This window comes from Flavobacterium branchiarum, assembly GCF_030409845.1.
GTDB lineage: Bacteria > Bacteroidota > Bacteroidia > Flavobacteriales > Flavobacteriaceae > Flavobacterium > Flavobacterium branchiarum.
The window spans coordinates 1,703,659-1,717,026 of sequence record NZ_JAUFQQ010000003.1; the positions used below are offsets into that span (position 1 = coordinate 1,703,659).

Here is a 13,368-nt window from a genome sequence, read left to right on the forward strand (position 1 = left end):
ATTGAGTTCAAGGCCTTGATTAAGCTAGATATTAATAATGGCATTGGTACTATTGTTTAAAAAAAATGTTAGTCATTATAAAAAAAAGTATCTTTGTCTCCGAAATGAAATTTTTAAATCAAATATTACGTCTTCCTTTTTTCAGCACTTATTATAAAATATATAATAGTTGCTCGGATAGGTATGTGATTTTGTCAAGTTGAATCAATAAGTAAAGGATTTTATAAATACCCCAAAGCCCGAGCGTAAGCTCGGGCTTTTTTATTTTAAATAATATGCAAACAATCAAGAATTTAAAAGAAAATGTAGCAATTATTCTTCCAGAAAATGGATTGGAAGAAAAGTTAGCACAAGTAAAAAAAGAAAATAGAAAACTGATTATTAAACTCGGTTTTGATCCCACGGCGCCTGATTTGCATTTGGGACACGCTGTAGTGCTGAAAAAATTGAAAGAATTTCAGGATTTGGCACATCAAATTGTAATTTTGGTAGGAAGCTTTACCGCTAGAATTGGTGATCCAACAGGGAAAAATAAGAGTAGAAAACCGTTATCTATAGAAGATGTTCAGCATAACGCGACAACATATATCAGTCAGTTATCACAGATAATAGACGTAACAAAAGCAGATATTGTCTATAATTCAGAATGGTTAGATGAGTTACCATTTTCGGAAGTAGTTCAGTTATTGTCGAAAGTTACCGTAGCCCAGCTCATGCACAGAAACGATTTCAACAAGCGTTTTACAGACAACACACCAATAGCGATGCATGAATTAGTTTACCCGATATTGCAGGCATTTGACTCTGTAAAGATCAAGGCTGATATTGAAATGGGAGGTACCGATCAACTTTTTAATTGCACAATGGGACGACAGTTACAGGAAACTTTTGAGATGAGTCCACAAATAGTAATGTGCATGCCATTACTTAGAGGATTAGACGGGAAAGAGAAGATGAGTAAATCATTAAATAATATTATCGGATTGACAGATGAACCTAACGAAATGTTCGGAAAAACAATGTCTATTCCCGATAGTCTGATTGAGGAGTTTTTGGATTTGGCAACCGATTTTTCCATTGAAGAAAAACAGGAAGTAAAACAAAGATTAGAAGGCGGAGAAAATCCGATGAACATAAAAAAAAGCATCGCTAAAAACATCATTACGCAATACCATAATGAAGCGGAAGCTCAAAAAGCAGAAGTTTTTTTTACCAAGCAATTCCAAAATAAAAACTTTGAGGAAAAGAATTTTGAAGCCGTACTACTTTCTTCGGTGCAGACTGAAAATGGAAAGATTGGTTTGATTGATTTATGTTTACATTTGAAGGAAGGACTCTCAAAATCGGCAATAAGACGTCTTATCGAAAGCGGTGCCGTTCAAATAGACAACATTAAGAATACAGAACCTTACACTATTATTGAATTAAAAATGGGAACTAAGATTAAGATAGGGAAGAGGGCATTTTACGAACTAAGATAATCGGTGCTATTTATCCTATTTTGAATGATGAAAATTTAAGATAGCATGAAATCAAATTAATTGTAAATATTCTCTCCTTTAGATATGAAGACAAAAAAGCATATTATTCAAGTCCAACAACATGACAAGAATATTCCAATAGAGTTTTTCAGAATTAAAAATACTTGGTTATAGATAAGAATTACTTTCATCGAGCAATATTTAATGAAGCCAAACAGCATTCTTTTATTGGAATACTTTCGCGTTAGTTATCAATTCGTCAAATAATTAGAAATACTATTTTAGAGGTATTGTTACTGAGTATTATGATTCCTGCCGATTTATTATTTTTGACTGGAATAGCATTATTTGCTTGTCATATTCTTTATGTGTTTTGCTACTTAATAAAAGAACCTACAAAGGAAGTTACAAATGCAAAACAATGGCTATAAAGTTTTTGTTTAGACTCTAATTGTCTATTATTTATTTAATGTTTACTATTGATTTAATGATAAAATAGGATGTTAGTTATAATACCTTACTTTTTTCTTTCGCTACAAATCGACTAATTTTAAAATAATAAGGAGCTAACCGATATGGTTAGCTCTTTTTTTTGTTTTGCAATTAATAAAATGCAGTATAGAAAATCGGAACTGAGATTAAGATAGTGACTATCGCGAAAAATAAAATTTATTTATAAGTATTCCTAATCTTACAAATAAAAAATTGATTAAAAGCTGTAAAGTTAAATTATTGTAAATAAGAGATTTATGATTTAATGTAGCATTTTTTAAAACTTTATTTCTTTATAAAAAATATTTTTTTGCGTGTATAAAATATCATTGTAAGAAAATTTATCATATATTTGAAAATGCAACTAATCTTACTTAGTGTGTTTTTGTTGGTTATTTACTAGGTATTTATGGGTTAAAATACTTCTTAATTGGATAATGTTATTTAAATAATCAATGTTTTGTTTACAGTTATAAAATCGATGTGAGCTTAAATCACAGCTAAATAAACAATGATTAAATAAATATGATAGATTTAAAAAACGTGTTTTCAGAGAAAAATTTGACTTTAGAATTCAACCCTTTTAGGCAAAATAGAATTTATGGTTTTACCTGTAAGAATTTTGAAAATGATACTTTAATAAGCTCTGTACATTATGAAGTAGAAATGATTTGCAATCAAAGTTACGACAACAACAATTCCTTTTTTTTTGAAATAGACAGAAAGCAAGTCTATGTCGATAATACCGAACCAGATTTAAAAATAGAACAAATTGCTGATAGGTGTGCACAAGCTATTTTTCCTATTCGAATAAAAGTTAGTGAGGATGTGAAAATTATGCGAATAACTAATCATGATGATATTAAAAAAAGATGGCCAGAAATTAAAAAAAAGTTATCAGAATATTACAAAGGAAATATAGTCTCAGAGATATTGGATAAATTCGAAGTTACTTTATACGATATGACCTTGCTGGGGCAATCAATTTTCAAAACCTGGTTTTTTCATCTTTATTTCAGACCACTATATACTACATATACCAAGAATGAAGCATTAGAATTTATTTGGGAATCACCTGTTTTTGGGCACCAAATGATAAGTTATGCAGTACAACAAACAATCGAAGAACAGTACTCAGCAACCGATAAACTATTTATAAATGTTAAAGGTAAATCAATAGATAAAAGAGCAATAAATGAAGTTCTTAACGGATACACTTTTCCTAAATCTGAAATGTTAGCAATTAAAATGGCTCCTTTAGAATCTGAAATGCAAGTGCAATATAAGTTATATGGAGAAGACCAAAGTATTTTTTCAATTATAGGAACATACCAAACAAAAATCAGCGATACCAAGCAAAAAATCACCCAAATAGAAATCCATCACGTACCCGAAAACAGCTCCTTTAGACCTTCAGCACAACCTAGACAAGAGAATATCTCTTTTTGGATAGACCAAGAGGAACCAGTAAAGAAGAAGACTGGCTTCTGGAGTAAGTTTTTTTAAACAGCAAGAATCACAAATAAAAGTAAACTAATTATATAATTTATTATGTCCGAAAAACATTTTGTAGTTCAAGGAGCAACATGCCAATGTAAGTTTAGCGTTGAGCCAAAAAAAGATAAACTAAAAGTAAAAACTCAATCTAAACACTATGCAAATGACAAAGATACGGTAAGTAAACGTATTGCAACAGATAAGGATATTGGTCAAACATTAGAAAAAAACACTTTTGGAAAATGCAAAATGCAACCTAATGGAAATGGAGATTACTTACCCTGTAAAGCCACAATTACAAAATGGAGTGGTTTTTATAAAAAACACACATTATCCAATAAAGGCAAAGTATTGTTAGAAGACAGTAAGGCAACATGCCCAATAGGAGGTCCTGATTGTATAACTATAACAAATCATGGTCAAATTTCGGAAGTAACTAAAAAAAATACCCAAAATAGTAAGCCTGAAGTATTGAATGAAATCCTGCCCGGTATGAATTTTAGCGCGCTAGGCAATGCTATTTTAATGATAGAAAACGAAAATTTAAAAACAAAAACATGAGCAAAAATTTACATCTTGTTCCTAAACTAATCAAAAATCAAAAATTTGATGCGAAGATGGGATGTTTGACACTTTCGCAAGCTGAAGTTTTTACAGTAGAAATTGTTCCCGCATCCACATTCCATAAAGAAGCTCCAGAAAAACTGCCTTCCTTTAATAAATTAACTCAGGATGAAATTTGGAAAATGCCCGATGTTGGTGATCGATTCATTTATATTGCCAGTCTTAAAAGAAGAGAAACTGAAGAAGCACAATATGAAAAAGATAAGGAAGCTTTTAATAAAAAAATAGAAGAAGAACTTTCTACCTTAAGTTGTTGCTGGGAGGCAATTGGTAATAGTATGGATGGCAGAATAATAAAACATAATTCTGACTTTGATATAGGAATGCCCAAAGAGCATATAAAGCACTTTAGGTTTCCAGAAATTCTTGTTGGTGGTGGTTTTGCTTGGCTCGAAGTTTTCACTAAAAATGATCCTGCATTAGGCACTTCCCCAAACGGTTTGTTTGTTACTGCTAAGGGTACTCCTAAAATCGTTCGTGTTGCCTGGACAGATCTTGATTGCAAACCTATAACAGGAAAAGTAGCTTTTGGATCTACTGTACTTTTAAATATATATACAATGGATATGTATGGAAACGATTTAGAGGTTACATTATGGGACAAAGACGTTATAGATCCAGATGATTTATTGCCAATTTCTAATTTGGATAATTTTACTTGCGAAGTTTTAGTGTATAAATTACTTGAAAATGAAATAAATAAAACTGGAATTTCGGGTGGTATAAAAGTAAATGGAAAAGAGGAGGCTCAAGTTCAAAAAGTAAGAATTCCAGTTTTTGTGGACCATAAATGGATGTTTACTGCTGGAAAAAATCTTAAAATTTACCTCACTATAAAATCATTAGAAACAAGAACATTTTTAAATGTCCCTAATGACTGTTTTTTAGAAGTGGCGATCAATGGTGAAAAGCACGTAACTGTAACAGAACTAACAAACAACCCTGTAGTAGTTGGTAAAGTAAAAACGAATATAGCAAGTTTCACGCCTTGTCAATACACAGGTTTAGAAATGGTTAATGCCACGGGACAAATTACAGATTTATATACAGAAGATAAAGAAAAAATAGGATTATCTACTATAGAAGTAGCCGTAATGTCTGGTAGTGAAAAAAAGCGAACCAGAATTCAAGTAGATAGAAACAGTGCTATTGTCGAATGCAATTTGATTGGCAAAAGCAAGCATGACAGCCAACTTTCAATTGTTACAACTAATTTACCAAATAATGTAACACTCATCAATGAGCAACCTACAAGAATTGATTTTGATTCTTTTTTTAATTACGACGAAATTGACCTTTTTGAATATTTTTTTCTCACGGAATCCAAACTAAAGGCATTACCCAATTTATCTATAAAAGCGAGTTCCTGTAGGCACAATCATGACTTAAACATAAAAATTGTTCCTGATATAAAATGGGAAGCGTATGTTTTAATAACACCTCAAATTTCCGAAAGTTATGCCCATACCAGAATGCCTAGTAATAAAGATTCCTTTGGAGATGCTATTGTTACAGATAAAGATGGAAACCCTACACAAAAAAATATATTTGAGTTACATCAAAAAAAAGCTAGGGAAACGGGAATTGAAGCCAAAAAAATGGGAAAAGACTTTAATGGGGAGATCCATATAAAAGCCACTACCAATAATGGCGCTAATACAATTGATTATGGTACTGCTATTGAAGATAAATTGAAGACCATATTATCAAAAATTAGTAATGTAAAAGAAGCTTTAGATAGAATGTCTCACAGAGACCAAGCAGCACAAGGTAACGCACAAGGAGCCATACTAATGGGCAAAGGAAAAAATATTACAGATTCTAAACTCCCTGTTTTTATAGAGTTTAGCTTTCCTACAGTACGTTTGGGAGGCGGATGGTATTGGGATACGAATAAAAAAGAAGGAAAAATTAACTGTGTAGGAAATTTACAATTTGGGTTTGAACCCTTAGTGCAAGGCAAAGGCGGTATCGATTTGGTTGCCGCTGCCGAATATATATCATTTGTGAAACCTGTATTGGTAGCTTTAAGATATGTAAAGGTTGGTGCACAATGGTTAAGTGACAATACACCTGTACAAATAGACAGCGAATTGTACTTTAATCTTTATGTAAAGGGAAAAGTTGATTTACGACAAACGATTGATTTTATGAACTCGTCTAACGATAAGACCGATGCTAAGATTTCATTACTAATAGGCATTGAGTTGGGATTTAAAATTAAAGCAACAATAGATGAAGTAATCTATACAAAATCAGACAAAGTTGGAGGAGAAGAAATAAGTAAGACAGATTTTAACGCACAACTATCGGCAGAAGCAGAAAGTGGTTTTGTAGGTAAAGGCACAGGCGGTCGTGACGAAAAAGGAATGTACCTGCAGTTTAGTGCCGATTTCACAGGGATTACAATAAAATTAGTAGGAAAATTAAGGATTTTAAAACCTGGTAAAATGGATTCTAATTACGTATTAAATAAAAAAATTGACCTTATTCGTTACCAGCCAGATATATTTAAAACAGAAAAATACTATGTACTTTAAAAAAACAATGATTTGCATCGCAAGTCTACTTTTTATGAATAGTTGCGCGCAACATTCAAAAAATGATCTAAATAATAATTTAAAAACAGGAAATAAAATGCACGATGACATTGTAGCGTATCAGTATAAAATGTACGATAAAATAGAAAAATTTGATAAAAAACCGCTGTATATTCTACAGGTAAATAAGAACAACTGCAGGGTATTGGTTTCTTGTAATGATATACCACATTGGATGACTTTTTTTGAAAATGGAGGAAGAAGTTTGCCTTTGTTTTTAAATAATTATATACCCAAATCGGGAAAACAGTTTATTACGGTACAGATATATCCTAAAGAGGGTGAGGATTTTATAGCTGCCAATGCAGATTTGGACATCAAACTAAAATATACGAAAGACAAAAATGATGGAGTAAATACCTATGCAAATTTAGCCCATGTACAATTGCCTGAAAGTATTGGCAGTAAAAAACTACCCTATTTTGAACTTACAATACCATTTGAAGCAGATGTTCCATTTGATTTTAGTGAGGATCTAGAAACTGCTCATGACTTATCAAAAATCCCAAATATAGAAAAAATGGTCGTTGCTAAGTACAATCAATTACGAGATTTATTGGTAGAGGGTGATGGATTAGCATTTATAAAAGAAATAGAATATAGTGATTTAAAATCTTGTTCACATCTTTATGGTACAAAAGAGGAATTAATTGCAGATGATAAAGATGAAAACATGGATATAATAAGATCAAGATTAGACGTTAAGAACAGAAAAGTTAGTCTTATAGAAAACTATGAAATAATTTTTTCCGCAAAAAATAGATTAGTGATTCTCCGTAATAAAAAAGACAAAACAGAGATAATCACTGTTAAATATGAAGTGCCAAAAGGAATTGATCGTGCAACAAAACCAGTTATTTTATATATGCCAGAGGGTAGTGATGAATTAAAAGTTTGGTAATGATAGTTATTGAAAAATTTAATCTGCAAAATCAAAAAATAGTATGTACTTTAAAAAAACAATGATTTGTATCTCAAGTCTAATTTTTATGAATGGCTGTGCACAGCATTCAAAAAATGATATAAAAAACAATTTAAAAACAGGAAACAAAATGTACGATGACATTATAGCGTATCAGGATAAGATGTACGATAAAATAAAAAATTTCACAACAAGACCATTATACGTTCTACAGGTAAATAAAAACAATTGCAGGGTGTTGGTTTCTTGTAATGAGATACCACATTGGATGATTTTTTTAAATAATACAGGAGAAAGTGGACCTGTATTTCTAAATGACTATATCCCAAAATCAGGCAAACAACTTATTACGATACAGATTTACCCTAAAGCAGGACAGGAGTTTATCGTCGCCAATGCGGATTTAGACATCAAACTAAAATATGCCAAAGATAAAGATGATGGAATAAATACCTATATAAATTTAGCTCATGTGCAACTGCCAGAAAATATTGGTAATAAAAAACTACCCTATTTTGAGCTTACAATACCATTTGAAGCAGATGTTCCATGGGACTTTAGCAAGGATTTAGAAATGGCACAAGACTTATCAAAAATCCCAAACATAGAAAAAAAGGTTGTTGCTAAGTACAATCAATTGCGAGACCTATTAGTAGAGGGGGATGGATTATCTTTTCTTAAAGAATTGGAGTATAGTGACTTGAAGAAAGTGTCTTGTTTGTATTTTACCAAAAAGGAACTATTAAAAGAGAACAAAATTGAAAACAGCGATATAAAACCTATTAGAAAAGATGTTAAGAACAGAAAAGTATATCCTATTGAAAATTACGAAATGACATTTAGTGCAAACAATAAGCTAGTTCTTTTAAGAAGAAAAAAGGATAAGGAAGAAGTACTAAATGTAGAGTTTGAAACCGAAAGTGGTATCGATGGTTCCATAAGATGTACAATTCTTTATATGCCTGAGGGTAGTGATGAATTAAAAGTTTGGTAATGATAGTTATTGAAAAATTTAATCTACAAAATCAGGAAATAGTATGTATTTAAAAAAAGCCATTATTTGCATTGCAAGTCAGTTTTTCATGAATAGCTGTGCACAGCATTCAAAAAATGATGTGAAAAATGATCTAAAAACATGAGCAAAAATTTACATCTTGTTCCTAAACTAATCAAAAATCAAAAATTTGATGCGAAGATGGGATGTTTGACACTTTCGCAAGCTGAAGTTTTTACAGTAGAAATTGTTCCCGCATCCACATTCCATAAAGAAGCTCCAGAAAAACTGCCTTCCTTTAATAAATTAACTCAGGATGAAATTTGGAAAATGCCCGATGTTGGTGATCGATTCATTTATATTGCCAGTCTTAAAAGAAGAGAAACTGAAGAAGCACAATATGAAAAAGATAAGGAAGCTTTTAATAAAAAAATAGAAGAAGAACTTTCTACCTTAAGTTGGTGCTGGGAGGCAATTGGTAATAGTATGGATGGCAGAATGATAAAACATAATTCTGACTTTGATATAGGAATGCCCAAAGAGCATATAAAGCACTTTAGGTTTCCAGAAATTCTTGTTGGTGGTGGTTTTGCTTGGCTCGAAGTTTTCACTAAAAATGATCCTGCATTAGGAACTTCCCCAAACGGTTTGTTTGTTACTGCTAAGGGTACTCCCAAAATCGTTCGTGTTGCCTGGACAGATCTTGATTGCAAACCTATAACAGGAAAAGTAGCTTTTGGATCTACTGTACTTTTAAATATATATACAATGGATATGTATGGAAACGATTTAGAGGTTACATTATGGGACAAAGACGTTATAGATCCAGATGATTTATTGCCAATTTCTAATTTGGATAATTTTACTTGCGAAGTTTTAGTGTATAAATTACTTGAAAATGAAATAAATAAAACTGGAATTTCGGGTGGTATAAAAGTAAATGGAAAAGAGGAGGCTCAAGTTCAAAAAGTAAGAATTCCAGTTTTTGTGGACCATAAATGGATGTTTACTGCTGGAAAAAATCTTAAAATTTACCTCACTATAAAATCATTAGAAACAAGAACATTTTTAAATGTCCCTAATGACTGTTTTTTAGAAGTGGCGATCAATGGTGAAAAGCACTTAACTGTAACAGAACTAACAAACAACCCTGTAGTAGTTGGTAAAGTAAAAACGAATATAGCAAGTTTCACGCCTTGTCAATACACAGGTTTAGAAATGGTGAATGCCACGGGACAAATTACAGATTTATATACAGAAGATAAAGAAAAAATAGGGTTATCTACTATAGAAGTAGCCGTAATGTCTGGTAGTGAAAAAAAGCGAACCAGAATTCAAGTAGATAGAAACAGTGCTATTGTCGAATGCAATTTGATTGGCAAAAGCAAGCATGACAGCCAACTTTCAATTGTTACAACTAATTTACCAAATAATGTAACACTCATCAATGAGCAACCTACAAGGATTGATTTTGATTCTTTTTTTAATTACGACGAAATTGACCTTTTTGAATATTTTTTTCTCACAGAATCCAAACTAAAGGCATTACCCAATTTATCTATAAAAGCGAGTTCCTGTAGGCACAATCATGACTTAAACATAAAAATTGTTCCTGATATAAAATGGGAAGCGTATGTTTTAATAACACCTCAAATTTCCGAAAGTTATGCCCATACCAGAATGCCTAGTAATAAAGATTCCTTTGGAGATGCTATTGTTACAGATAAAGATGGAAACCCTACACAAAAAAACATATTTGAGATACATCAAAAAAAAGCTAGGGAAACGGGAATTGAAGCCAAAAAAATGGGAAAAGACTTCAATGGGGAGCTCCATATAAAAGCCACTACCAATAATGGCGCTAATACAGTTGATTATGGTACTGCTATTGAAGATAAATTGAAGACCATATTATCAAAAATTAGTAATGTAAAAGAAGCTTTAGATAGAATGTCTCACAGAGACCAAGCGGCACAAGGTAACGCACAAGGAGCCATACTAATGGGCAAAGGAAAAAACATTACAGATTCTAAACTCCCTGTTTTTATAGAGTTTAGCTTTCCTACAGTACGTTTGGGAGGCGGATGGTATTGGGATACGAATAAAAAAGAAGGAAAAATTAACTGTGTAGGAAATTTACAATTTGGGTTTGAACCCTTAGTGCAAGGTAAAGGCGGTATCGATTTGGTTGCCGCAGCCGAATATATATCATTTGTAAAACCTGTATTGGTGGCCCTAAAATATGTAAAGGTTGGTGCGCAATGGTTGAGTGACAATACACCTGTACAAATAGACAGCGAATTATACTTTAATCTGTATGTAAAGGGAAAAGTTGATTTACGACAAACGATTGATTTTATGAACTCGTCTAACGATAAAACCGATGCTAAAATTTCATTACTAATAGGCATTGAGTTGGGATTTAAAATTAAAGCAACAATAGATAAAATAATCTATACAAAATCAGACAAAGTCGGAGGAGAAGTAATAAGTAAGGCAGATTTTAATGCACAACTATCAGCAGAAGCGGAAAGTGGTTTTGTAGGTAAAGGGACAGGCGGTCGTGACGAAAAAGGAATGTACTTACAATTTAGTGCTGATTTTACAGGGATTACAATAAAATTAATGGGAAAATTAAAGATTTTAAAACGTGGTAAAATGGATTCTAATTACATATTAAATAAAAAATTTGACCTTATTAATTACCAGCCAAATATATTTAAAACAGAAAAATACTATGTACTTTAAAAAAACAATGATTTGCATTACAAGTCTAATTTTCATGAATAGCTGTGCACAGCATTCAAAAAATGATTTAAAAAATAATTTAAAAACAGGAAATAAAATGCACGACGACATTATAGCGTATCAGGATAAAATGTACGATAAAATAGAAAAATTTGATAAAAAACCAGTATATATTTTACAGGTAAATAAGAACAATTGCAGGGTATTGGTTTCTTGCAATGATATACCACATTGGATGACTTTTTTTGATAATACAGGTGAAAGTGGTCCTGCATTTCTAAATGATTATATCCCAAAATCAGGCAAACAACTTGTTACGATACAGGTATATCCTAAAGAAGGACAGGAGTTTATTGCTGCTAACGCAGATTTAGATATTAAACTACAATATACGAAAGACAAAAATGATGGAGTAAATACCTATACAAATTTAGCCCATTTACAATTACCTGATAATATTGGCAGTAAAAAACTACCCTATTTTGAACTTACAATACCATTTGAAGCAGATGTTCCATTTGATTTTAGTGAGGATTTAGAAACGGCTCAAGATTTATCAAAAATCTCAAATATAGAAAAAAAGGTAGTTGCTAAGTACAATCAATTAAGAGATTTATTAGTAAATGGTGATGGACTAGCATTTATAAAAGAATTAGAATACAGTGATTTAAAATCTTGCTCACATCTTTATGGTACAAAAGAAGAATTAATAGCAGATGATAAAGATGAAAACATGGATATAATAAGATCAAGATTGGACGTTAAGAACAGAAAAGTTAGTCTTATAGAAAATTACGAAATAATATTTTCTGCAAAAAATAGATTAGTGATTCTCCGTAATAAAAAAGACAAAACAGAGATAATCACTGTTGAATATGAAGTGCCAAAAGGAATTGATCGTGCAACAAAACCAGTTATTTTATACATGCCAGAGGGTAGCGATGAATTAAAAGTTTGGTAATGATAGTTATTGAAAAATTTAATCTGCAAAATCAGGAAATAGTATGTATTTAAAAAAAGCCATTATTTGTATCGCAAGTCTGTTTTTTATGAATAGCTGTGCGCAGCATTCAAAAAATGATATAAAAAACAATTTAAAAACAGGAAATAAAATGTACGACGACATTATAGCGTATCAGGATAAAATGTATGACAAAATAGAGGAGTTTACTACAAGACCATTATATGTTCTACAGGTAAATAAGAACAATTGCAGGGTATTGGTTTCTTGCAATGATATACCACATTGGATGACTTTTTTTGATAATACAGGTGAAAGTGGTCCTGCATTTCTAAATGATTATATCCCAAAATCAGGCAAACAACTTGTTACGATACAGGTATATCCTAAAGAAGGACAGGAGTTTATTGCTGCTAACGCAGATTTAGATATTAAACTACAATATACGAAAGACAAAAATGATGGAGTAAATACCTATACAAATTTAGCCCATGTACAATTACCTGATAATATTGGCAGTAAAAAACTACCCTATTTTGAACTTACAATACCATTTGAAGCAGATGTTCCATTTGATTTTAGTAAGGATATAGAAACAGCTCAAGATCTATCAAAAATTCCCAATATAGAAAAAAAGGTTGTTGCTAAGTACAATCAATTGCGAGACCTATTAGTAGAGGGTGATGGATTATCTTTTCTTAAAGAGATAGAATACAGTGATTTAAAAAAAACATCTTATTTGTACTTTACAAAAAAAGAAATATTAATTCAAGATAAAACAGATAATCTCGATATAAAACGAGTTAAAAAAGATGTTAAAAACAGGAAGTTATATCCTATTGAAAATTACGAAATGACATTTAGTGCAAACAATAGGTTGGTTCTTTTAAGAAGAAAAAAAGATAAACAAGAAATGATTTATTTAGAGTTTGAAAATGAAAGTGGTATCGATGGTTCCATTAGGTGTACTGTTCTTTATATGCCTGAGGGTAGTGATGAATTAAAAGTTTGGTAATGATAGTTATTGAAAAATTTAATCTACAAAATCA

Annotated in this window: 9 protein-coding genes; all 9 read left to right on the forward strand. The window is 31.3% G+C overall.

Annotated elements, in window-relative coordinates; all coding sequences use genetic code 11:
* The first annotated feature begins 275 nt into the window (after positions 1-275).
* Positions 276-1,481, forward strand: coding sequence for a tyrosine--tRNA ligase (gene tyrS, locus QWY99_RS08090; protein ID WP_290263558.1), 1,206 nt, complete (start codon positions 276-278; stop codon positions 1,479-1,481).
* Positions 1,482-2,498: 1,017 nt separating this feature from the next.
* Positions 2,499-3,479, forward strand: coding sequence for a hypothetical protein (locus QWY99_RS08095; RefSeq protein ID WP_290263559.1), 981 nt, complete (start codon positions 2,499-2,501; stop codon positions 3,477-3,479).
* Positions 3,480-3,524: 45 nt separating this feature from the next.
* Entirely contained in the window at positions 3,525-4,031 is a 507-nt protein-coding gene (locus tag QWY99_RS08100; RefSeq protein ID WP_290263560.1) for a DUF4280 domain-containing protein, read from the forward strand.
* A complete protein-coding gene (locus QWY99_RS08105) occupies positions 4,028-6,634 on the forward strand; it encodes a hypothetical protein (protein ID WP_290263562.1) in 2,607 nt (868 codons plus the stop codon). The genes QWY99_RS08100 and QWY99_RS08105 overlap by 4 nt, the downstream gene beginning before the upstream one ends.
* Complete coding sequence (locus QWY99_RS08110; protein WP_290263563.1) at positions 6,624-7,595, forward strand: hypothetical protein; 972 nt, start codon at positions 6,624-6,626, stop codon at positions 7,593-7,595. Before QWY99_RS08105 ends, QWY99_RS08110 begins: the two co-directional genes overlap by 11 nt.
* Before the next feature lie 88 nt (positions 7,596-7,683).
* Positions 7,684-8,610: a hypothetical protein gene (locus QWY99_RS08115; RefSeq protein WP_290263565.1), complete on the forward strand. Its 927-nt coding sequence runs from the start codon at positions 7,684-7,686 to the stop codon at positions 8,608-8,610.
* Between the two features lie 141 nt (positions 8,611-8,751).
* Positions 8,752-11,358, forward strand: a complete 2,607-nt coding sequence (locus tag QWY99_RS08120; protein WP_290263567.1) for a hypothetical protein — start codon at positions 8,752-8,754, stop codon at positions 11,356-11,358.
* Between the two features lie 34 nt (positions 11,359-11,392).
* Positions 11,393-12,319 carry a hypothetical protein gene (locus QWY99_RS08125; RefSeq protein WP_290263569.1) on the forward strand — a complete coding sequence of 309 codons (927 nt, stop codon included), beginning with the start codon at positions 11,393-11,395 and terminating at the stop codon, positions 12,317-12,319.
* 43 nt (positions 12,320-12,362) lie between these two features.
* Positions 12,363-13,334: a hypothetical protein gene (locus tag QWY99_RS08130; RefSeq protein ID WP_290263570.1), complete on the forward strand. Its 972-nt coding sequence runs from the start codon at positions 12,363-12,365 to the stop codon at positions 13,332-13,334.
* The last annotated feature ends 34 nt before the right edge of the window (positions 13,335-13,368 follow it).